General features: G+C 72.0%; 20 protein-coding genes. 15 read left to right on the forward strand and 5 right to left on the reverse strand.

Going from position 1 to position 20,950, the window contains the following annotated elements; genetic code table 11:
• Positions 1-3 precede the first annotated feature (3 nt).
• The 8 genes from OG992_RS23850 to OG992_RS23885 all read left to right on the forward strand — a co-directional run bounded on the left by OG992_RS23850 (position 4) and on the right by OG992_RS23885 (position 7,402).
• A complete protein-coding gene (locus OG992_RS23850; RefSeq protein WP_266304357.1) occupies positions 4-444 on the forward strand; it encodes a hypothetical protein in 441 nt (146 codons plus the stop codon).
• A gap of 229 nt (positions 445-673) precedes the next feature.
• Positions 674-2,056: an efflux RND transporter periplasmic adaptor subunit gene (locus OG992_RS23855; protein ID WP_266304358.1), complete on the forward strand. Its 1,383-nt coding sequence runs from the start codon at positions 674-676 to the stop codon at positions 2,054-2,056.
• Entirely contained in the window at positions 2,053-3,075 is a 1,023-nt protein-coding gene (locus OG992_RS23860; RefSeq protein ID WP_323181913.1) for an ATP-binding cassette domain-containing protein, read from the forward strand. The genes OG992_RS23855 and OG992_RS23860 overlap by 4 nt, the downstream gene beginning before the upstream one ends.
• Positions 3,072-4,256: an ABC transporter permease gene (locus tag OG992_RS23865; RefSeq protein ID WP_238684530.1), complete on the forward strand. Its 1,185-nt coding sequence runs from the start codon at positions 3,072-3,074 to the stop codon at positions 4,254-4,256. Before OG992_RS23860 ends, OG992_RS23865 begins: the two co-directional genes overlap by 4 nt.
• Before the next feature lie 212 nt (positions 4,257-4,468).
• Positions 4,469-4,678, forward strand: a complete 210-nt coding sequence (locus tag OG992_RS23870) for a helix-turn-helix domain-containing protein (protein ID WP_007465625.1) — start codon at positions 4,469-4,471, stop codon at positions 4,676-4,678.
• Positions 4,679-4,948: 270 nt separating this feature from the next.
• A complete protein-coding gene (locus OG992_RS23875) occupies positions 4,949-5,050 on the forward strand; it encodes an AURKAIP1/COX24 domain-containing protein (protein WP_007465623.1) in 102 nt (33 codons plus the stop codon).
• Between the two features lie 122 nt (positions 5,051-5,172).
• Complete coding sequence (locus OG992_RS23880) at positions 5,173-6,249, forward strand: NAD-dependent epimerase/dehydratase family protein (protein WP_091402730.1); 1,077 nt, start codon at positions 5,173-5,175, stop codon at positions 6,247-6,249.
• Positions 6,250-6,493: 244 nt separating this feature from the next.
• The gene (locus OG992_RS23885) at positions 6,494-7,402 is read left to right on the forward strand and encodes a lysophospholipid acyltransferase family protein (protein WP_238684595.1); all 909 of its coding nucleotides are present in this window, start codon (positions 6,494-6,496) and stop codon (positions 7,400-7,402) included.
• Positions 7,403-7,442: 40 nt separating this feature from the next.
• On the opposite strand, the gene OG992_RS23890 is transcribed toward OG992_RS23885, so the two are convergent.
• The 3 genes from OG992_RS23890 to OG992_RS23900 all read right to left on the reverse strand — a co-directional run bounded on the left by OG992_RS23890 (position 7,443) and on the right by OG992_RS23900 (position 10,554).
• On the reverse strand, positions 7,443-8,312 hold the full coding sequence (locus tag OG992_RS23890) for an HAD family phosphatase (RefSeq protein ID WP_238684531.1): 870 nt from the start codon (positions 8,310-8,312) through the stop codon (positions 7,443-7,445).
• Positions 8,313-8,438: 126 nt separating this feature from the next.
• Complete coding sequence (locus OG992_RS23895; protein WP_266304359.1) at positions 8,439-9,308, reverse strand: DUF5667 domain-containing protein; 870 nt, start codon at positions 9,306-9,308, stop codon at positions 8,439-8,441.
• 289 nt (positions 9,309-9,597) lie between these two features.
• Positions 9,598-10,554 (reverse strand): ECF subfamily RNA polymerase sigma factor, BldN family, encoded by a 957-nt coding sequence (locus tag OG992_RS23900; protein ID WP_238684533.1) that lies wholly within the window; start codon positions 10,552-10,554, stop codon positions 9,598-9,600.
• Between the two features lie 585 nt (positions 10,555-11,139).
• Here OG992_RS23900 and OG992_RS23905 point away from each other — a divergent pair.
• From OG992_RS23905 to OG992_RS23915, 3 genes are read left to right on the forward strand one after another with little or no spacing between them, the layout of a single operon-like run.
• Positions 11,140-12,747 carry an AMP-binding protein gene (locus OG992_RS23905; protein ID WP_266304360.1) on the forward strand — a complete coding sequence of 536 codons (1,608 nt, stop codon included), beginning with the start codon at positions 11,140-11,142 and terminating at the stop codon, positions 12,745-12,747.
• Positions 12,737-12,991, forward strand: a complete 255-nt coding sequence (locus OG992_RS23910; RefSeq protein ID WP_030490173.1) for a glutaredoxin family protein — start codon at positions 12,737-12,739, stop codon at positions 12,989-12,991. The genes OG992_RS23905 and OG992_RS23910 overlap by 11 nt, the downstream gene beginning before the upstream one ends.
• A gap of 20 nt (positions 12,992-13,011) precedes the next feature.
• Positions 13,012-13,674, forward strand: coding sequence for an HAD family hydrolase (locus OG992_RS23915; protein ID WP_266304361.1), 663 nt, complete (start codon positions 13,012-13,014; stop codon positions 13,672-13,674).
• On the opposite strand, the gene OG992_RS23920 is transcribed toward OG992_RS23915, so the two are convergent.
• Both OG992_RS23920 and OG992_RS23925 read right to left on the reverse strand, forming a co-directional pair.
• Positions 13,655-14,308 carry a response regulator transcription factor gene (locus OG992_RS23920; RefSeq protein ID WP_030329744.1) on the reverse strand — a complete coding sequence of 218 codons (654 nt, stop codon included), beginning with the start codon at positions 14,306-14,308 and terminating at the stop codon, positions 13,655-13,657. The genes OG992_RS23915 and OG992_RS23920 overlap by 20 nt on opposite strands.
• A 112-nt stretch (positions 14,309-14,420) precedes the next feature.
• The gene (locus tag OG992_RS23925; RefSeq protein ID WP_266304362.1) at positions 14,421-15,725 is read right to left on the reverse strand and encodes a sensor histidine kinase; all 1,305 of its coding nucleotides are present in this window, start codon (positions 15,723-15,725) and stop codon (positions 14,421-14,423) included.
• A 500-nt stretch (positions 15,726-16,225) separates the two neighbouring features.
• Between OG992_RS23925 and OG992_RS23930 the strand changes: the two genes are divergently transcribed.
• From OG992_RS23930 to OG992_RS23945, 4 genes are read left to right on the forward strand one after another with little or no spacing between them, the layout of a single operon-like run.
• On the forward strand, positions 16,226-16,996 hold the full coding sequence (locus OG992_RS23930) for a redox-sensing transcriptional repressor Rex (RefSeq protein ID WP_091402715.1): 771 nt from the start codon (positions 16,226-16,228) through the stop codon (positions 16,994-16,996).
• Positions 16,993-18,390 (forward strand): glutamyl-tRNA reductase, encoded by a 1,398-nt coding sequence (locus OG992_RS23935; RefSeq protein WP_238684537.1) that lies wholly within the window; start codon positions 16,993-16,995, stop codon positions 18,388-18,390. Before OG992_RS23930 ends, OG992_RS23935 begins: the two co-directional genes overlap by 4 nt.
• Positions 18,387-19,355, forward strand: a complete 969-nt coding sequence (gene hemC, locus OG992_RS23940) for a hydroxymethylbilane synthase (protein ID WP_238684538.1) — start codon at positions 18,387-18,389, stop codon at positions 19,353-19,355. Before OG992_RS23935 ends, hemC begins: the two co-directional genes overlap by 4 nt.
• Positions 19,352-20,932 (forward strand): uroporphyrinogen-III synthase, encoded by a 1,581-nt coding sequence (locus OG992_RS23945; protein WP_238684539.1) that lies wholly within the window; start codon positions 19,352-19,354, stop codon positions 20,930-20,932. Before hemC ends, OG992_RS23945 begins: the two co-directional genes overlap by 4 nt.
• Positions 20,933-20,950 lie beyond the last annotated feature (18 nt).

Below are 20,950 nucleotides of genomic sequence, written 5' to 3' on the forward strand. Positions count from 1 at the left end.
GAGTTGAGATTCCTCGACGATTCTGGCCAGTTCGGTTTGCTGGTGAGTCCCCACTCTGGCCACCGCCTCTTTCGCTTCCAGTTCATCGTTGGCGGCCAACTGGTTGGTGATAACGATGGCTGCATCCTCGGATCGGTGATGACGCAGCTCAAAGATCGTCCCCACGTTGACGATGAAAGGCTCGATTTATTGGGCACTGATCCGGCCAAATTCATGGAGATGATGGCCGTTGATGAGTTCCTTCACGATTCGACCATAATGTCGAGTGTCGAGTCTCTGGACCGTTGGACGGTGTATAGCTACGTCCGCTTGGGACGTTTTGTAATAGTGGCCCAAGAAGTGTCGAGTCAGGGGTTTAATCCAATCTTCATTGCAAATGTCGACGAGGTCGATTTCTTGGCGATTGTGGACGCAGCCCGAACCTATTGGCTCAATTGCCAGTAATACGCAAGGGCCCTGTCGAAGCCCTGCTGTGGCAGGCCGCAAACTGATGACCGATTGCAAAGCCGAGTAGTGTATGAGCCTGCGGTGTTGCTTCGCGCAGCACCGCAGGTTCACCCTACTGATCGCCGGCCGGCCAATACGGGCCGTTTCGTCAGCACTTCACACAGCTTCATGCTTTGCTATGCAAGCTGCAGTGGCTGCTGACAATTCGGCCACGTAACATCGATGAGTGCGCCGCCTCCACCCGCCGCGGCCCGCGAGCGCCACGCGGCCCCGCCTGCTCATTGCCCTGACCGCCGTCGTCGTTCTCACCGCCACCACCGCCGCGTCCTGCGGCGACGAAGGCCCCGACCTCGCGCTCGCCTCGGCCACTCGCAACCCGGTCACCGAGGTGATCGACGCCCCGGCCACGGTGACGGCCCGCGCCGCAGCCACCCTCACCGCTCCCGCCGACGGCACCCTGGCCAGCCTGCGCGTCCAGCCTGGACAGCGGGTGAAGCGCGGTCAGGTGCTGGCAGTGGTCGACTCACCGAACGCGCAACAGCGTCTCCGTCAGGCCAAGGAGGCGCTGACTGCCGCTAAGCGCGCCGGCCGGGGCGTCGGAGCCGGCAACCTGACCAGCAGCCGGCGCGGCACCGACAAGGCCGCCGACGAGGCGTTCGACGCGGCCCGGAAGGCCGCCGAGAAGATCGCCGACCCGCAACTGCGCGACGCGCTGCTCACCCAGGTGACGTCGGCGCAACGTCAGTACGCGTCCGCGGCGCGCAGCGCCGACCAGGCGGTCCGCGCGGTGCAGCGGGGGATCAACGGGTTGAGTTCCGCCGTCGGCGCGCTCTCGGCGGCGCAGCGGCTCCAGGCCCAGCAGGCGTACGACCTGGCGAAGGCGACAGTCGACGCGCTGACCCTGCGCGCCCCGATCGCCGGGGTGGTGCAGCCCGGTGGCACCCGAGCCAGCGGTGGAGCGAACGCTGGTCTGGCCGGGCTGTTGGAGCAGGCCGGTGGCGCCGGCCTCGACCCGTCCGTGCTGGCCCCCAGCCAGGGTGGGCCGCCCGCCGGGGTGGACGACGCCGTCGCGGTCGGCGGGCTGGTCACCGCCGGCGCGCCGGTGCTGACGGTGGTGGACACCGGACAGCTCGGACTGCTCGCCGAGGTCGACGAGACCGACGTACTCCTCGTCAAGGCGGGCGTGACCGCCACTGTCGAGCTGGACGCCGTCACCGGCGCCAGCTACGACGCCACAGTCCGCTCGGTCGACGTGCTTCCCACCAACTCCGCGCAGGGCGGGGTCACCTATCGGGTCCGCCTCGCGCTGGGCGCCGGAAAGTTGGCCGAGGACGAGCTGGCCCCGACTCCCCGCCCCGGCATGAACGCGATCGTGCACCTGCGGGTACGTGAGGCCGTCGACGCGGTGACCGTCCCCGCGTCGGCGGTGTTCTCGGCCGACGGCCGGGACGCGGTCTGGGTGGTCCGTGACGGCAAGGCGGGCCGGGCTTCGGTGACGGTGGGCGTCCAGGGGTCCGACCTGGTGCAGATCCTCAACGGCGTGCAGCCGGGGGACCGGATCGTGGTGCGCGGCGCCGACCAGGTCCGCGACGGCCAGGAAGTCCAGTGAGCGAACCCGCCGTCGCGGATCCGCCGGAAGGGCAGCGCGTGCCGGCCATCGAGGCGGTGGACGTGTCCCGGACGTACCAGCTCGACGGGGTGTCGGTGGAGGCGCTGCGCGGGGTTTCGCTCACAGTGCAGGCGGGGGACTACGTGGCCCTGGTCGGCCCGTCCGGCTCGGGCAAGTCCACCCTCATGCACCTCCTCGGTGGGCTGGACCGGCCCACCGGTGGCCGCCTGGTCATCGGCGGGCGGGACGTCAACGCCCTCGCCCCACCGGAGATGGCGACCCTGCGCAACGAGACCATCGGCTTCGTCTTCCAGGCGTTCCATTTGCTGCCGCGTACCTCGGCTGTGGAGAACGTGGCGTTGCCCCTGGTCTACCGGGGGGTGTCGGCCCGGCAGCGGCGGGAGCGGGCGGCGGCGATGCTGGGCCGGGTCGGCCTCGGGCACCGGCTGGATCACCGGCCCAACCAGATGTCCGGCGGTGAGCAGCAGCGGGTGGCGATCGCCCGCGCGCTGGTCACCGAGCCGACGGTGCTGCTGGCCGACGAACCCACCGGCAACCTGGACAGCGTCACCGGCGCCGCAGTCCTGGAGCTGTTGGAACAACTGAACGCGGAGTCGGGGGTGGCGCTGGTGATGGTCACCCACGACCAGGAGGTGGCGGCCCGCGCTCACCGCCGGATCACCATGCGCGACGGGGTGGTAGTGGCGGACAGCGCAGTGAGCGCACACCCGCCGAACGCGGACAGCGCCGACCCGCGCTCCGTTCATGATCGACCGCCGTCCGTTGATCACGGTCGACCTGCGACACTGGTCCCCGCTCCCAGCGCGGAGCCCCGGTCCGCGTCCGGAAGCGGTCCGGGGCACCCGTCCGGTGGCTCCGGTGGCGCCGCCGGAGCCACCGGGCGCCTTCCGCACGAGGTCGAGCGGCCCGAAAGCGATCCGCGCGACGCCGCCCAGGGCGAGGCGCGCGACGCGGCTGCGGGTGAGCGCGAAGCCGACCGACCCGGGGGTACGGCGTGAGAGTCGCCGAGGCGTGGCGGGTGGCGCTGGACGCCCTACGGGCCAACCGGCTGCGCAGCGCGCTGACCATGCTCGGGGTGATCATCGGGGTGGCCTCGGTGGTGCTGCTGGTGGCCATCGGCACCGGCACCAAACAGAAGGTCGAGCAACAGGTCGAGGGCCTCGGCTCCAACCTGCTGCTGGTCGTCCCCGGCCGGATCGAGGTGGGCAACGCGCCTGTCGTCTCGCCGCTGACCCTCAAGGACGTGGACGCCGTCACCCGGGTGGTCGGCGACCCCGACCGGGTGGCCGTCACCGTCGCGTCCGGGGCGACAGCGCGGGCCGGCGCCCGCTCCGACTTCACCACCGTGCAGGGCGTCCTGGAGACGACCCCGGCGGTGTTCACCCGCTCGCTGGCGCGGGGACGCTATCTCACTGGGACCGACGTGGACACCAGCCGACGGGTGGCGGTGCTCGGTGACTCGGTCGCCCGTGCGCTCTTCCCCGACCGGGACCCGCTCGGCCAGCAGGTGGCGTTGGCCGGGGTGCGGTTCCGGGTGATCGGGGTCTTCACGCCCCTCGGGCAGAGCCTCGGCGTCGACCGGGACGACGAGGTGCACGTGCCGGTGACCGCCGCGCAGCGACTCTGGGGCACCCAGCGGGTCGACGGCATCGCGGTGAAGGCGCCGGACCGGGAGCGGATCGACGAACTGGGCGAACGGATCGTCGCCGAGCTGAACCGCCGCCACCCGGACACCGAGTTCAGCGCGGTCACCCAGCAGCAGATCCTCGGCGTCCTCGGCGACATCCTCGGTGTCCTCACCGGTGTGCTGGCGGCCATCGCCGGCATCTCGCTGCTCGTCGGCGGCGTCGGCGTCTCCAACATCATGCTGGTCAGCGTTCGGGAGCGGACCCGGGAGATCGGGCTGCGCAAGGCCGTCGGCGCACGTCCCCGCGACATCGGCGTGCAGTTCCTGCTGGAGGCGGTGCTGCTCACCACGATCGGCGGGCTCACCGGTATGGCGCTGGGAGTGGGGACCGCCCTGCTGGTCGACGCGCTGTCGCCAATCCCGGCTGCGATCACCTGGTGGTCGTTGGCGCTGGCCTTCGGGGTGTCGGCGGTGGTGGGCATCGTCTTCGGGGTGGTTCCCGCGCAGCGCGCCGGCCGTCTCGACCCGGTGGTCGCGTTGCGCACCGAATGACCAGCGCCGCAACAACCGGACGACAGGCACGGACGGGTGGATACCGGGAGCACGGATCGGGTGAACCGGCCACCGAAGCATGATCAGTTGCAGGAAGGGATCGCGCCGGTCACAACCGCCCCGCTACCGTACTGGTAACACGCGCGTCGCCGGCCCGGCCCGGAGCATCCGTCGGGTTGGCACGCGCCGGGCATGGGATGGGTCGGTGAGCCATGGCCGGGTCACAGTCCGACGGACGGCTGTCGGAGGTCAAGTTCCTGACCGTCGCGGAAGTGGCGACGGTCATGCGGGTGTCAAAGATGACTGTCTATCGCCTGGTGCACAGCGGTGAACTCACCGCCGTCCGGGTCGGCCGGTCGTTCCGGGTGCCCGAGCATGCGGTGCACGAATATCTCCGGGGTGCCTTTCAGGAGACCGCCTGAGCCACCGCCCCGCCCTCCGATAGCCGGCTGACCGGCATCGGTGGGCGTAAGGAGTGAGCTCGCGGACCTCGCGGTCGCGAACCACAGGTGGCCGTGACGGGGGCGCGTTGGTCCGGCTGACGCCCTCCGGCTACCCTGGAGCCCGACCGAGACCCCACCGGTGCGCCCCGCCGCCCAGACTGGTCCGGTCCGTTGTCCGCAAGCGGTCGCCGTCGCCACCTGCGTGGTGTCATCCGGTCCGCCCCGCACGTTGTATCGAAAGGCTGTCGTATGGGCTCGGTGGTCAAGAAGCGCCGTAAGCGCATGGCTAAGAAGAAGCACCGCAAGCTGCTGCGCAAGACCCGCGTCCAGCGTCGCCGTCTCGGCAAGTGATCGCCGCCGGGCTCAAAGCCCGGCGTTCGGCGTCACTTGCCAAACTGTCGACCTCCGGAGGCTCAGGTGATCAGGCCGTGGTCGTCCCGGCTCGGTCCATCCTGCCGGCGTAGGTGCGTCAGATGACCCCCGGTGGCACCTCAGGTGCTCCGGGGGTCGTCGTCGTCACCGGAGTGGGCCGCTACCTGGGTGCCCACGTGGCGGCCCGACTGGCCGCCGACCCGCGCATCGAACGGGTCATCGGTGTCGACGCACCGGACTCCGGCACCGAGTTCACCGACCTGCTGGACCGCGTCGAACGTATCCGCGTCGACAGCGGTTCCCTCGGTGGCCTCCTCGCCGACCTGGATGTCGACGCGGTGGTGCACCTCGCGCTGGTCACCTCACCCGACCCGCAGCACGGCGGCCGGTCCGCGATGAAGGACCAGAACGTCATCGGCAGCATGCAGATGCTCGCCGCCTGCCAGCGGGCACCCCGACTGCGCAAGCTCGTGGTCCGCTCGTCGACAGCCGCGTACGGGGTCTCGTTCCGGGATCCCGCGGTCTTCACCGAGGAGACCGAACCCCGCGAGGTGCCGCGCGGCGGTTTCGGCCGCGACATCCTCGACCTTGAGGGGTACGTGCGCGGCTTCCGCCGCCGCCGGTCCGACGTCACCGCCACGGTGCTGCGCTTCGCCCCGTTCATCGGCTCGACCGCCGACACCACGTTGACCCGCTACTTCTCGCAGCCGTTCGTGCCGACCGTCTTCGGTCGTGACCCCCGCCTGCAGTTCCTGCACTTCGACGACGCGTTGGAGGTGCTGCACCGGTCGATCGTGGAGGACCATCCCGGCACGTACAACGTCGCCGGCCCCGGAGTGCTGTCGCTGTCCCAGGCGATCCGGCGCGCCGGACGGGTAGCCGTTCCGGTGCTGGAGCCGGGTCTCTCCGGGGCCGCCGCGCTGGCCCGCACCATGGGCTTCGGCCGCTACGGCCTGGACCAGGTGGACCTCTTCGTGCACGGCCGGGTGGTCGACACCAGCCGGCTCGAGCAGGAGTACGGCTTCACGCCCCGGTCGACCGCCGAGGCGTTCGAGGACTTCATCCGCGCCCATCACGGTGGGGTGGTGGTCACCCGGGGTCAGTTGGCCGCGGCCGAGCAACTCGTCCTGGACGGCATCCGGCAGGTCCGCTCAGCGGTCCGGGAGCGGTCGTCATGAGCGCGAGGAGTGGGCCGGTCTTGCGAGCCCCGCAGTCGCGAACCAAGGCGGCGTCATGAGTGGGCCGGAGGAGGGGCGCGACCCGCAGTCGGTCGGGCGTTTCGACGTACCGCAGCAGGTGCCCGCGCCGGACGCGGAGCCGGCGCGGCGCAACGGACATCGACCGGCCGCGCAGGCCGCGCAGACCCCGACCCCGACCGCACCGCAGGCCGCAACCGCACCGCCGACCCCGGCCTCGACGCCGATGCCGGCCGACGAGGTCGACGCCGGGTTGCCAGGCGGCACCGAGCCGGCGGTGTCGGACCGGCCCGGGGACCACTGGGACCGCAAGGTCGCGAACGGGTTGGCGTTCCTGCGCCGACGGCTCTCCGGTGACTACGAGGTCGACGAGTTCGGCTTCGACTCGGAGTTGACCGACGCGGTCTTCCACCCGCTGCTGCGGCTGCTCTACCGGGACTGGTTCCGCACCGAGGTCAGTGGGGTGGAGCACGTCCCAGTGGACGGGCCCGCCCTGGTGGTCGGCAACCACTCCGGGACTGTGGCACTGGACGCCCTGATCCTCTCGGCGGCGCTGCACGACAAGCATCCCGCCCACCGCTACCTGCGGCTGCTCGGCGCCGACCTGGTCTTCCGGATGCCTGTGGTGTCCGAGCTGGCCCGCAAGACCGGCGGCACCGTGGCCTGCAACCCGGACGCCGAGCGGCTGCTCGGCGGCGGCGATCTGGTGGGTGTGTTCCCCGAGGGTTTCAAGGGCATCGGCAAGCTCTACGCCGACCGGTACAAGCTGCAACGCTTCGGGCGGGGTGGTTTCGTCTCGGCGGCGCTGCGCACCGGCACCCCGATCGTGCCCGTCGCCATCGTCGGCGGCGAGGAGATCTACCCGATGCTCGCCGACATCAAGCCGCTGGCGCGGCTGCTGAAGCTGCCCTACTTCCCGGTCACGCCGACGTTCCCGCTGCTCGGCCCGCTGGGCATGGTGCCGCTACCCAGCAAGTGGCTGATCGAGTTCTGCCCGCCGATCCCCACCGCCCACCTGACCGACTCGGCGGACGACCCGCTGGTGGTCTTCAACCTCGCCGACCAGGTGCGGGAGACCATCCAGCAAACCCTGCACACGCTGCTGGAGCGGCGGCCCGACCCGTTCGGCCCCTAGGACGTCTCAGCGGACACGGCATCTCAGCCGGCGCGGCGTCTCAGCCGGCGCGGCGGCGGCGCTGCAGGGCCAGGCCGGCGGTCACCGCGCCAGCGACCAGCCCGGCTGCCGCTGTCGACGGTACGGCGATCTTGGCCGCTCGGCGGCCGGTGCGGAAGTCCCGCACCTCCCAGCCATGCTGGCGGGCCTGCCGCAGCAGGGCGCCGTCCGGGTTGACGGCCACCGCCCGGCCCACCGCGCAGAGCAGCGGCAGGTCGTTCGCCGAATCGCTGTAGGCCGCGCAGCGGGACAGGTCGAGCCCTTCCACGGCGGCGAGCTGGGTGACCGCCTCAGCCTTGGCCGGCCCGTGCATCAGGTCACCCACCAACCGTCCGGTGTACGCCCCGTCGAGCACCTCGGCCACAGTGCCGATGGCACCGGTGAGGCCGAGCCGGGCAGCGATCACCCGGCCGATCTCGACGGGGGCGGCGCTGACCAGCCAGACCCGCTGACCGGCGTCCAGGTGACGCTGGGCGAGCTGGTGGGTGCCGGCCCAGATCCGGGGGGCCATCATCTCGTCGAAGATCTCCTCGGCGAGGTGCTCGACCTCGTTGACCCGCCAGCCCTGGACGAAGGCCAGCGCCGCCTCCTTGGCCAGTGACATGTCACCGGCGTGCTCCCGGGCCAGCAGCCGGAAGCGGAGCTGTTGCCAGGCGAATCGGGCCAGGTCGGCGGTGGTCACGTAGTTGCGGGAGGCGAGACCACGCGCGAACCAGTAGATCGACGCGCCCTGCATCATCGTGTTGTCCACGTCGAAGAACGCCGCGGCGGTCGGGTCGGGTGCGCTGACCGGGGCCAGGTCGGTCTCCGCCCAGGCTGCGGTGTGCCCCTCGGCGTCGGTGCTGACCGTCACCTTACGGCTACGCGCCACGCGAATCCCTTCCTCACCGGTACGACGGATGCTCCCCAGCGAGGGTATCCGCCGTAGACGGGCGACCGGCCGGGCACACAGCGAACTGTGGCGCGGCCGGTCGGACGTGCGGTATGGGGACGCGGGTCAGCGGGCCCCGGGGCAGGTGTTCGGGTTCGGCCCGAGGGCGTCGCTGGCGGTCGGTGCCGGCAGGCCGCAGGCGATCGCCGCGCGCAGCTCGTCCGAGCGTTCCCGGATGCTGTCCAGCAACACCAGCGACCGCTGGGTCCGTTCCCGGTCGACCCGGGTGCTCCCGTCGAGCAGACCGCGTACGGCCCGGCGCTGGCTCGACACGAAGGTGTTGAGAGTGTCCAGACTGCCCGGCTCGGCCCGCTGCACGGCGGCCGAGGTCAGCAGGCGAACTCCCTGCCGGCTGTCGGCGTCCATGTCGTCGAGGACCGCGCTGTAGCCGATCCTGTCGCCGCGTAGCTTGGCGGCTTCGCCGACTCTGGTCCGGGCGAAGTCCAGGAAGAGTTGGCCCCGGCTGATGTCGGAGCTGGCCAGGGCGAGCTGTGCCCGTTCGGTGGAGCGCTTCATGCCGTACAGCGCGTCACCGGGCACCGCGTTCTCGCTGGCGGCGGAGATCCCGGAGACGGCGATGGCCCCGGCGGCGATGCCGACAAGGATCGCGCCCCGGGCTCGGGCCCGCCGTGCGGTGACCGCCGGCAGTAGCCGCCCGCGGGTGGTAGTGGCGGCCGGTTCGCTGACCGCCGCTGGTGTGCTGCCCAGCCCTTCCCGCTCGGCGGTTGCGAGCAGCATCGCCCGCAGGCCGGTACGGAAGTCCTGGTCCACCTCGACAGCCGGGGGGTCGACGCTGAGCCGCTGACCCACTGCGACGAGCGGCGCCAGTTGGCCGTCCACCCGGGATCGCACGTGGTGTCGTCGAGCGCCGTTGGCCTCGTCGAGAAGCTGCGCGAAGCGCTCCGCGCGCCGGCGGGAGAAGAGGGTGTTGTCCACCGCAGGCACCTCCTCTCGCTGGTCACGGCCGGTCGGCCGCCGTCGTTGCCAGCGACCGGGCGGCAGTGTGACACCACGGAGGTGAGGTGCCGCCGGCATGCCGGTCGGACCTCGGTGACCCGGGCCTGCCGGGACATCCACCGGTCGCACCCGGAGAAACGCGGCGGACCGTGCACGGGTTACGGGCCTGGCGGAGCCGAAATTACAGAAAGTGATGGTCATCACCGGGCGGGACCGACTCTGAGCTGCGCGGACGCTGATCGGCGTCCGTCGGTCCCGCCGTAACAAACTACGGCTGGAAGCCGTCGGGCAGCAGTCGGGCCAGGGCGCGGACGGCGCGGTACTGGAGGGCCTTGATGGCTCCCTCGTTCTTGCCCATCGCGCGGGCCGTCTCGGCGACCGAGAAGCCCTGGAGGAAGCGGAGCACTATGCACTCCTGCTGCTCCGGGTTGAGCTGCTTCACAGCGGTGAGGAGCGCGACGTTGGTGATGTGCTCCACCACCGCAGCCTCCGGGCTGCCCTCCGGGCCCCGGTCCTCCCGGTCGGCGTCGAGCACGTCGCCGGTGGTGACCTCCAGCCGGTAACGACCCGACTTGAAGTGGTCCGCGACCAGGTTGCGGGCGATCGTCACCAGCCAGGCGCCGAGGTCGCGGCCCTGCCAGGTGAAGCTGCCGATCCGCTTGAGCGCGCGCAGGAAGGTGTCCGAGGTGAGGTCCTCGGCGAGTTGCCGGTTGCCGACCCGGAAGTAGACGAACCGGAAGACGGTGTCCACGTAGCGGTCGTAGATCAGACCGAACGCCTCGGACTCGCCGGCCTGGGCCCGCTCGATCAGCGTCCAGACCTCGGTTGCCGGGTCGGACGGGTCCGGGCGGCTGGGGAAACCGGTCGGGGTGGTGGCGGTGGTGGCCGGCACCGCCGGGATCACGGCTGTCTCACCCGCCGCCGGGTCGGTGGTGACCGCCGGTGTGTCGGCTACCCGACGACCCTGCACGGGCATTGCGGGTCGCTGCGGTACGGCGACCCGGCCGCCGGCCGGCTTCGCGTTTGCACCGGGCACCGCGGGTCGTGGCGGTGGCTCGTTGTGGTGTGGCCGGCTGCGGATCCGCTGCGCCGCGCCGTCACCCCGCACGACGCCGCCATGCTGTTCGTCCGATGGGGCACGGGCCGCTGGCCGCTCGTTCACATGGGAGCGGGCGGGTTGACCGGTCAGGCCGAGCGGGCGTTCCGCGTAACCGAAGGTGGTCACCGTGTTGCCCCCGTCCCGTCGGTCGCCGGGCGGGCCGGTCTAGGTCTCGTCGGGGCGGACCGACCGGTTGACCGGTCGGGCAGGACGGTCACGGGAGTTGCCGACGGGCGGCAATTCCCCTGGAGGTGCTGGTCCAATGCGCTCACAGGCACGGGGGCCTCCTCGGGCTGAGGGGTGTCGACTCACGGCAAATGGGGTGAGCCGACCCGAGTGATAATAGGGCCAACGTCACCCGCGCGTGGCAAGTCCGTTACACAAGGCGGAAGTATTTCCCGCTCCGTCGCACCGGTGCCGGACCGGTTGTCCGTCGTGTGCGATTGACTTTCCGCCGGTCGGGTGTTCCACCATGGATCCCCAGGTCGGAGCCTTACCGCCCGTTCGGCTGGCCCGCCGCGTCGCCCGGCCGGACGGGGCGGCCGAACTGCCCGTGGTCAGCGTCGCACGTCCCATCGACAGGACCTGATCGGATCGCCGGTGGCACACCGGACAGTCCCGTACATGGGACTGTCGCGGTGTCGTCTCCCGGCCGTGGCCCCGCCCATCGGGCGTGGCCCGCCGCCGTCCGCTGTGCCAGACTCGATCACCGTGCAGGACGCCTCGGAAAGCCCCGCGCCGAACCTCGCCGACCGGGTCCGCCGGGCGGCTCTCGACAGCGCCGACCGGCCCGCGCTGCACTGGCGTGAGCACACACTGAGCTGGTCCGAACTGGACGCCGCGGTGGACGCCGCCGCCCACGGCCTGTCCGCCGCCGCGCCACCCACCGACCCCGCCGGTACGCCGCCACGCGTCGCCATCGCGCTGCCCAACACACCGGACTTCGTGATCGCCTGGCTCGGCGCCCTCCGCGCCGGGCTGGTCACAGTGCCCGTCAACCCCGGCCTCACCGCCCCGGAGCTACGGCACGTGCTGGCCGACTCCGGCGCGTCGGTGCTCATCGCCACCGACCACGTTCGAGGGCTGGTCGCCGACGTGGCCGCCGAGCTGCCCGCGCTCGCCTCGGTGTACGGCACGCCACCGACCGCCGAGGCGCCCGGACCGGCGCCCCGCCCGCGACGCGGCGGCTTCGACCTGGCTGTACTGCTCTACACCTCCGGCACCGAGGGGCGACCCAAGGGGGCGATGCTGTCGCACCAGGCGCTGCTCGCCAACCACGAACAGGTCGCGGAGATCAAGCCGCCGGTGGTCGGGCCGACCGACACTGTTCTTCTGGCGTTGCCGCTGTTCCACGCGTACGGGCTCAACTCGGGGCTCGGTGCTGTCGTGCACCACGGCGCGACCGGCGTGCTGCTTGACGAGCCGGGCCCGACGGCAGGGCTGGACGAGGTCGCGCGGCACCGGGTCAGCGTGCTGGTCGGCGTACCGTCGATGTTCCTGACCTGGGCCGGCGCGGCCACGGCCCGCGCGGCGACCGCGTCGGTGCGGGTGGCGGTGTGCGGCGCGGCACCCCTCGAACCCGCTGTCGCGGCGCGCTTCACGGAGGTCACCGGGCATCAGGTGCACATCGGGTACGGCCTCACCGAGACCGCGCCGGTGCTCACCTCCACCCTGGTCGGCGGCGTGGCCAAGCCGGGTTCGATCGGCCGGCCGCTGCCCGGGGTGCGGCTACGCCTGGTCGGCGCCGACGGGGCGGACCTGTGGCGCGACGGGCTGGCCGTCTCCGACGACGACCCGGACGAGCTGGACATCTCCGACGTGGCGCCGGGCACCGACCCGGGGCAGATCGTGGTGTCCGGCCCCAACCTCTTCACCGGTTACTGGCCCGACGGTCGGGGCGGCCCGGACGCCGACGGCTGGTGGGGCACCGGAGACATCGCCTACGCCGACGAGGACGGGGACCTCTTCCTGGTCGACCGGCTCGGCGAGTTGATCCTGGTCAACGGGTTCAACGTCTATCCGCACGAGGTCGAGCTGGTGCTCGCCGGGCACCCCGGGGTGGTCGAGTCGGCGGTACTGGGTGTGCCGCACCCGCGGACCGGCGAGACTGTGCGGGCGTACGTGGTGCCGGCGCAGGGCCGACCGGTGACCAGCGAGGAGTTGCTCGCCCACTGCGCACGGAACCTGGCCCGGTTCAAGTGCCCGACCGCTGTCGAGTTCGTCGACGCCCTGCCGCACTCGGCGATCGGCAAGGTACGCAAGACCCAACTCCGGTCGGCGACGCCGACCGACCGCACGGAGGTAACCGATGGCCAGTGACGCCCGACTCGCCCTGATCACCCGACCCGGCTGCCACCTGTGCGACGACGCCAAGGCGGCGCTCGACCGGGTGGTAGCGGTCACCGGCGACAAGTGGGTCGAGTGGGACGTCACCGGCGACGAGGGTCTGGAGCGGGAGTACGGGGACCGGCTGCCGGTGGTGATGCTCGACGGCAAGGAGCACGGCTACTGGCGGGTCGAGGAGGACCGGCTGCTGCGGGACCTGACCACGCCGCAGCTCTGACAGGTGCCTATGGTGCTCTGATGACCTCTGCGCACCCGCACCTCGTCTGGGACTGGAACGGCACCCTGCTCAACGACCTCAGCCTGGTGGTGTCCGCCACCAACGTCGTGTTCGCGAGCCTGGGTGGGCCGACGGTCACCTCGGACGAGCACCGGGTGCGGTTCCGCCGGCCGATCGCCGAGTACTACGCCGAGGTGCTCGGGCAGGCAGTGGACGACGACGAGTTCGGCCGACTGGACAAGATCTTCCACGACGCGTACCGCACCGGGTTGACCACCTGCGAGCTGGCCGCCGACGCGCGCGACGCGATGGCTGCCTGGCCGGGCAGCCAGAGCCTGCTGTCCATGTGGTTCCACGAGGAGCTGGTCCCGACAGTGCACACGTACGGGTTGACCGGCCACTTCACTCGCGTCGACGGGCTGCGGGCCACTGTCGGCGGCGGCTACAAGGCCGAGTCGCTCCAGGTGCACCTGGCCGAACTGGGCGTGGACGGCGCCTCGGTGGTGCTGATCGGTGACTCCATCGACGACGCGGACGCGGCGCTCGCTGTGGGTGGCCGTGCCGTCCTCTACACCGGCGGGTTCACCGACCCGGCCCGGCTGCGCGCCTCCGGTCACCCGGTGGCCGACACCCTCACCGACGCGGTGGCCCTGGCCCGGGAGGTCAGTTTCGCAGATAGGTGAGGACGGCCAGCACCCGCCGGTGCTGTTCGGTGTCCGGTGGCAGGGTGAGCTTGGTGAAGATGTTGCGCACGTGCTTCTCCACCGCGCCGTCGCTGACCACCAGGGCGCGCGCGATGGCGGTGTTCGAACGTCCCTCGGCCATCAGGGCGAGCACCTCACGCTCGCGGGGGGTCAGCTCGCGCAGCGGGTCGTCGCGGCGACGTCGGGCGAAGAGCTGACCCACCACCTCCGGGTCGAGCACAGTGCCGCCGCCCGCCACCCGCCGCAGCGCGTCCAGGAACTCGTCGATCGCTGCCACCCGGTCCTTGAGCAGGTAGCCGATCCCACCGCCGGCGCCGCCGGTGGTGGCGAGCAGATCATCGGCGTACGACACCTCGACGTACTGGGAGAGCACCAGGATCGGGGTACGCGGCACCAGCCGGCGGGCCTCCACCGCAGCCCGCAGCCCCTCGTCGGTGTGCGACGGCGGCATCCGGACGTCGACGATCGACACGTCGGGCCGGTGCTCGACCACTGCCTCGACCAGGGCGTCACCGTCCCCGACGGCGGCCACCACCTGGTGCCCGCTCTCGGTCAGCAGTCGGACCAGCCCCTCCCGGAGCAGGACGGCGTCGTCCGCGATCACGATGCGCATTGCTGTGTTGTCTACCACGTCCTGCCCGTGGTGGGGGTGCGGCGCGGGACTGATCACAGCATCTCCGTTGGTCGCGGCTGCGGGGCTCGCAAACCCGGCTCACTCCTCGCGCTCACAGGGGAAGCTCGGCGCGGATCTCGGTGGGACCGCCGGTCGGGCTGACCACCACCAGTTCGCCACCGGCGGCCCGGACCCGGTCGGCGATGCCGGCCAGCCCGTGCCCCTTGGCCAGGTGCGCGCCGCCCTGTCCGTCGTCGCCCACCCGCACCTTCAGATGGGCGCCCTTACGGGCCACGGCCACCGTGGCCTCGGTGGCCCGGCTGTGCTTGGCGACGTTTGTCAGCGCCTCGGACACCACGAAGTACGCGGTGTTCTCCACCGCCGGGTCGAGCCGCCCGGCCGGGGTGCCGAGCTGCGGGTCCACCTGAAGCTCGATCGGAATCAGCCCGCGGCCGGCGATCGCGGCCAGGGCGCTGGGCAGGCCCCTGTCGACCAGGATCGGCGGCGCGATGCCCCGGGACAGCGCCCGCAGCTCGGCCAGCGTGTCCCGGGTCTGGGTGACCGCCTCGTCGATGGTGCGACCGGCCGCCTCCGGGTCCGAGGCGAGCTGCATCCGGGCCCGGCTGAGATCCATCGCCAGCCGGACCAGGCGCTGCTGGGGGCCGTCGTGGATGTCACGTTCCAGCCGGCGTAGCGCGGAGGCCTCGGCGGAAACGGCCGCCCGCTTCTGCTCCTCCAGCACTGTGATCCGGTCGCGCATCTCGGCCACCCCGGTCAGCATCGCCTTGGCGAAGCTGGCCTGGAGCAGCGCGCAACCCCGCACCACGATCGGCAGGGTGATCAGGAAGAACACCCCGAGCGCGGTGTAGAGGCCGATCCGGGCGGTGGTCGAGTCGCCGAGGCCGAGCAGCTGCGCCAGATCCTGATCGCCCTCGCCGTCGGCCCGGGGCAGGGCCCAGTCGTACGCCCAGTAGAGCGAGCCGGCGATCGCCGCGGCCCACCAGGACAGCGTCACCACGAAGGTGCCCGCCGCCGCGATCAGCCGCAGGATGCCGTGCGCCAGGTCGAGCCAGGACTGGGCGTCCCGCATCGGCACGAAGATCCGCCGCCAGGCGTTCGCGCCCGCCTCCGGCAGCCGGTAGTGCGGCCGGATCCGGGGCTGGTGGAGCACGGCGGGCAGCCGCAGCCGCTCGACGTCGGCCAGCCCACGGGCGGTGTAGAGGGTGCCGCTGAGGATCGGCAGGCCGATCACGGTGACCACCAGGCCGATGCCGACCGCGAGGCCGACGACGAGGACGACGAAGCTGGCCAGCCCCAGGGGCAGGCCGAGCAGCACGTACCCGGAGTCGACGAAGAGCTGGCGGGGGATGCTCGGTGCCAGCGTCGGTCGGTCGCTGGTGGCGGCAACGGCGGTCATGCTCAAAGGCTAGGCATCTGGGCTCGGTGTCCCCATCCCGAAACCCCGCCTCTCCTCCGTAGTGCTGCCCCTACCCCACCCCCACCCCCACCCCCGCCCGTCGCCGCCCGCCCCCGCCGCACCCCGATCCCGTCGATCTTGCAGTTGCTGTTGGGGATTTGCCCGGGTACGGGGGAAAGGCGGGGACAGTAAGTGCAAGATCGCGGGACCTGGCGGTGGCGCACGCAGGGCCGGCGCGGGATTGGTCAGAGAAGTCGGGATTGAGCAATAATCGCCCGGGCGGCGAGCGGACCAGGCCGTTCAATCGATCTTGTGGAATGGAGGGGCTGGTGAGGTCGCGCCACGCAGCGACAAGATCGCGATTTGTGCACGTCTTCACAAGCGCCTACGCTGTGACTCCGACGCGCCCTGCTAGCACAGCCGGCAACCTCGGTCGCCAGCGGGAGTCCACAAACGGCCGACCAGCGGAGTTGGCCGAGGATCGCACCGCACGGAGTCTCATGAGTCAGCACCGTCACCCAGGCGCGCCCGGCCGCGCCGGTGCCGTACCGGCGCTCCCGGATCTGCCCGAGGCGACCGTCGCTCGGCTCCCGGAGTACCTGCGCGCGCTGCACAACCTCGCCGACGCCGGGCACGAGACGGTCTCCAGCGAGGGTCTCTCCGCCGCCGCCGGGGTCAACTCCGCCAAGCTCCGCAAGGACCTCTCCCACCTCGGCTCGTACGGCACCCGGGGCGTCGGTTACGACGTCGCTCTGCTGATCGAGCAGATCGAGTATGTGCTCGGGCTCACCCAACGTCGGGCGGTCGCGCTGGTCGGCGTGGGTAATCTCGGTCACGCTCTGGCCGGCTACGACGGCTTCGCCAGCCGGGGCTTCCGGATCGCCGCACTGCTCGACGCCGATCCCTCCCGGGTCGGTGAGGAGATCAACGGCCTGGTAGTCCGGCATGTTGACGACCTACCGACGGTCGCCGCGGAGGAATCCCTCGCGATCGGCGTGATCGCCACCCCGGCCGCCGCCGCCCAGCAGGTCGCCGACCAACTGGTCGCCGTCGGCGTGACGAGCATCCTCAACTTCGCGCCGTGCGTACTCTCGGTTCCGGAGGGGGTCGACGTGCGCAAGGTCGACCTCGCCATCGAGCTGCAGATTCTGTCCTTCCACGAGCACCGCAAGGCGTCGCTGACCGCGCTGCCCGCCACCGGCGGGACCGCTCTCACCGCCCTGCCGGGCGGGTTCGCGGCCACCGACACCCAGGAGGCGATAGGCACGTGAAACTGCTCGTCGTCGGCGCGTCCTACCGGACCGCCCCGGTCGCCACGCTGGAGCAGCTGGCAGTGCCCCCCGCCGACCTGACCCGCACACTGGACCGCCTGGTCGCCCAGCCGTACGTGGCCGAGGCGGTGATCGTCTCCACCTGCAACCGGGTGGAGGTCTACGCCGCCGTGTCCGGTTTCCACGGTGGGCTCGGCGACGTCTGCGCCGTCCTGGCCGAGCAGGCCGGCAGCTCGCCGACCGCGCTCGCCAGCCACCTGTACGTGCACTACGACACCGCGGCCGTCGACCACGTCTTCCGGGTCGCCACCGGTCTGGACTCGATGGTGGTGGGCGAGGCGCAGATCCTCGGCCAACTGCGTGACGCGTACCACTGGGCCACCGGCGCCGACTCGGCCGGCCGGCTGCTGCACGAGCTGATGCAGCAGGCGTTGCGGGTCGGCAAGCGGGCCCACGCCGAGACCGGCATCGACCGGGCCGGCCAGAGCGTCGTCACCGCCGCCCTGGAACTGGCCGCCGGGCACCTCGACGGCGACCTCGTCGGCCACCCGGCCCTGGTGGTCGGCGCCGGTGCGATGGGTTCGCTCGGGGTGGCCACGCTGTCCCGGCTGGGCGCCGGGCCGCTCACCGTCAGCAACCGGGGCGCCGACCGGGCCGTCCGGCTCGCCGAGTCGTACGGGGCGAGCGCCGCGCCGATGACCGAGCTGGCCGACACCCTCTCCACAGTGGACATCGTAGTGGCCGCCACCGCGTCCACCGAACCGGTCCTCACCCGGTCGGTGGTCACCGCGGCGCTGGCCGACCGCGACCCGTCCCGGGGCCCGCTGGTCCTGCTCGACCTGGCCGTTCCGCGCGACGTCGAGGAGGGCGTCGCCGAGCTGACCGGCGTCGAGGTGATCGACATCGACCGGATGGCGACGCTGCTCGCCGACGGTCCGGCGGCTGCCGACGCCGCTGCCGTCGAACGCATCGTCCTCAGCGAGGTGGAGGGCTTCCTCACCTGGCTGCGCGGTGCCGACGTGGCACCCACAGTGGCAGCGCTGCGCGGCCGGGCCGACGACGTGGTCACCGCCGAGCTGCGCCGACTGGCCCAGCGCCGTCCCGACCTCGGCGACGACCTGCGGGCCGAGGTGGCCCGCACTGTGCACCGGGTCGTACAGCGGCTGCTGCACCAGCCCACCGTCAAGGTCCGCCAGTTGGCCGCGGAGCCCGGCGGCGACCAGTACGCGGCACTGCTGCGCGAGCTGTTCGACCTCGAGGTGCCGCAGACCTCGCCGGTGGACACCGTCCCGGACGTGCTGACCCCCGACCTCGGCATGGCGCTCCCCGGCACCGACCCGGTGTCCGGAGCCGACGCCGCCGAGCCCACCCCACCCACCGGAGGTGCGCGATGACCGCCCCCCTGCGCCTCGGCACCCGGGGCAGCGCCCTGGCGATGGCCCAGTCCGGCCAGGTCGCCGAGGCGGTGACCGCCGCCACCGGGCGCCCCGTCGAGCTGGTCGAGGTCGTCACCGCAGGCGACCGCTCCAACGCGCCGGTGCACCGGCTGGGCGTCGGGGTCTTCGTCTCCGCCCTGCGCGACGCGCTGACCGCCGGCACGATCGACTTCGCGGTGCACTCGTACAAGGATCTGCCCACGGCCGCCGCCGGTGGGCTGCACATCGCGGCGGTGCCGGCCCGGCAGGACCCGCGCGACGCGTTGGTGGCCCGCGACGGCCGAACGCTCGCCGAGTTGCCGCCCGGGGCCACAGTGGGCACCGGCGCGCTGCGTCGGATCGCCCAGTTGCACGCCCTCGGCCTGCAACTGGAGGTCACCCCGATCCGCGGCAACGTCGACACCCGCCTGGCGCGGGTGCTCGGCCCCGAGGCCGACCTCGACGCCGTCGTCCTGGCCCGGGCCGGTCTGGCCCGACTCGGCCGGCTGGACGTGATCACCGAGTCGCTGGACCCGATGCTCATGCTGCCCGCTCCCGCTCAGGGCGCGTTGGCCGTGGAGTGCCGGGTCGACGAACAGGACCTGGTCGAGCTGCTCGCCGTGCTCGACCACGCACCGTCGCGTGCCGCGGTCACCGCGGAACGTGCGTTTCTGGCAACCCTGGAGGCCGGGTGCAGCGCACCCGTCGCCGCCTATGCCGAGCTCGCCGAAGGCGAGACCGGCGATGAGATCTACCTGCGCGGGGCGGTGATCAGCCCGGACGGTACTCGTGACCTCCGGCTGTCCCGCACCGGAACGCCCGCCGACGCGGCGGAGATCGGTAAGGCACTCGCCGCCGAACTCCTCGAGCTCGGCGCCGACTCGATCCTCGGCCACGAAGGACACACCGGCCCGGGGACCCAGCAATTTGGGAGCACAGAATGACCCGCACCCGTAAGCCCGTCGGCCGTATCGCGTTCGTCGGGGCTGGCCCCGGTGACCCGGGCCTGCTGACCCGTCGGGCCCACGACGCCCTGGTCGACGCCGACCAGGTGATCTACGACCGGGGAGTCCCGGAGTCGTTGCTCACCGTCGTTCGCGCCGAGGCCAGGGACGATGCCGAGTTCACCCCGGCCGAGGGCGCGCCGGGGGACGTGGCGAAGGTGCTGATCTCCGCGGCCCGCTCCGGGCTGAACGCGGTGCACCTGGTCGCCGGCGACCCGTTCGGGCACGACTCGGTGGTCAAGGAGGTGCAGGCGGTGGCCCGCACCGCCGCCCACTTCGAGGTGGTGCCCGGCGTCGGCCAGGCCGAGGGCGTGGCCACCTACGCCGGGGTCCCGCTGCCGGGTGTGCGTACGGCAGCCGACGTCGAGGACGTCAGCGCGCTGGACTTCGAGGCGCTGGCCACGGCCGTCGGCCGGGGTTCGCTCGCGCTCGCCGTGGACGCCGGTGACCTCGCCGCCGTCCGGGACGGGCTGCTCGCCGCCGGGGTCGACGGCACCACCGGCGTCGGGGTGACCGGCGACGGCACCGGCGAGACCCAGTACACGACCACGTCGACAGTGGACAGCTTCGTGGCCGCCGCGCTCGGTTTCACCGGCCGGGTGGTGCTCACCGTCGGTGTCGGCGTGGGGCAGCGCGACAAGCTGAGCTGGTGGGAGAACCGCCCGCTGTACGGCTGGAAGGTGCTCGTACCCCGGACCAAGGAGCAGGCCGGCGCGATGAGCGCCCGGCTGCGCGCGTACGGGGCGATCCCGTGCGAGGTGCCGACCATCGCGGTCGAGCCGCCGCGCACCCCGGCGCAGATGGAGCGGGCGGTCAAGGGTCTGGTCGACGGCCGGTACGCCTGGGTGATCTTCACCTCGGTGAACGCGGTCCGCGCGGTCTGGGAGAAGTTCGCCGAGCACGGTCTCGACGCCCGGCACTTCGGCGGCGTCAAGATCGCCTGCATCGGCGAGGCGACCGCGGACGCGGTCCGCGCGTTCGGCATCCAGCCGGAGCTGATCCCCACCGGGGAGCAGTCCTCGGAGGGCCTGCTGGCCGAGTTCTCGCCGCACGACGAGATCCTCGACCCGGTGGGCCGGGTGCTGCTGCCGCGCGCCGACATCGCCACCGAGACCCTCGCCGCCGGGCTCACCGAGCGCGGCTGGGAGGTCGACGACGTGACCGCGTACCGGACGGTGCGGGCCGCTCCGCCGCCCGCCGAGATCCGCGACGCGATCAAGTCGGGCGGGTTCGACGCGGTGCTCTTCACCTCATCTTCGACCGTGCGCAACCTGGTCGGCATCGCCGGGAAGCCGCACGCCCGGACCGTTGTTGCGGTAATTGGGCCCAAGACGGCGGAGACCGCGACGGAGTTCGGCCTGCGCGTCGACGTCCAGCCGCCGCACGCCTCGGTGCCCGACCTGGTGGAGGCGCTCGCCGCCTACGCCGTCGAGCTGCGGGAGAAGCTGGCCGCCATGCCGGCCAAGCAGCGCCGTGGCTCGAAGGTGCAGGGCCCGACCGCTCTGCGCTTCCGGTAGTCGTTCGAGGAGGCCTGC

This window comes from Micromonospora sp. NBC_00362 (assembly GCF_026342155.1).
Classification (GTDB): domain Bacteria; phylum Actinomycetota; class Actinomycetes; order Mycobacteriales; family Micromonosporaceae; genus Micromonospora; species Micromonospora hortensis.

Coding starts and splice junctions, on each gene's coding strand:
- OG992_RS23870 (WP_007465625.1), top strand. CDS start 4,469: ATGGCCGGGTCACAGTCCGACGGACGGCTGTCGGAGGTCAAGTTCCTG.
- OG992_RS23875 (WP_007465623.1), top strand. CDS start 4,949: ATGGGCTCGGTGGTCAAGAAGCGCCGTAAGCGCATGGCTAAGAAGAAG.
- OG992_RS23880 (WP_091402730.1), top strand. CDS start 5,173: ATGACCCCCGGTGGCACCTCAGGTGCTCCGGGGGTCGTCGTCGTCACC.
- OG992_RS23885 (WP_238684595.1), top strand. CDS start 6,494: ATGCCGGCCGACGAGGTCGACGCCGGGTTGCCAGGCGGCACCGAGCCG.
- OG992_RS23910 (WP_030490173.1), top strand. CDS start 12,737: ATGGCCAGTGACGCCCGACTCGCCCTGATCACCCGACCCGGCTGCCAC.
- OG992_RS23915 (WP_266304361.1), top strand. CDS start 13,012: ATGACCTCTGCGCACCCGCACCTCGTCTGGGACTGGAACGGCACCCTG.
- OG992_RS23920 (WP_030329744.1), bottom strand. CDS start 14,308: ATGCGCATCGTGATCGCGGACGACGCCGTCCTGCTCCGGGAGGGGCTG.
- OG992_RS23925 (WP_266304362.1), bottom strand. CDS start 15,725: ATGACCGCCGTTGCCGCCACCAGCGACCGACCGACGCTGGCACCGAGC.
- OG992_RS23930 (WP_091402715.1), top strand. CDS start 16,226: ATGAGTCAGCACCGTCACCCAGGCGCGCCCGGCCGCGCCGGTGCCGTA.
- hemC (WP_238684538.1), top strand. CDS start 18,387: ATGACCGCCCCCCTGCGCCTCGGCACCCGGGGCAGCGCCCTGGCGATG.
- OG992_RS23945 (WP_238684539.1), top strand. CDS start 19,352: ATGACCCGCACCCGTAAGCCCGTCGGCCGTATCGCGTTCGTCGGGGCT.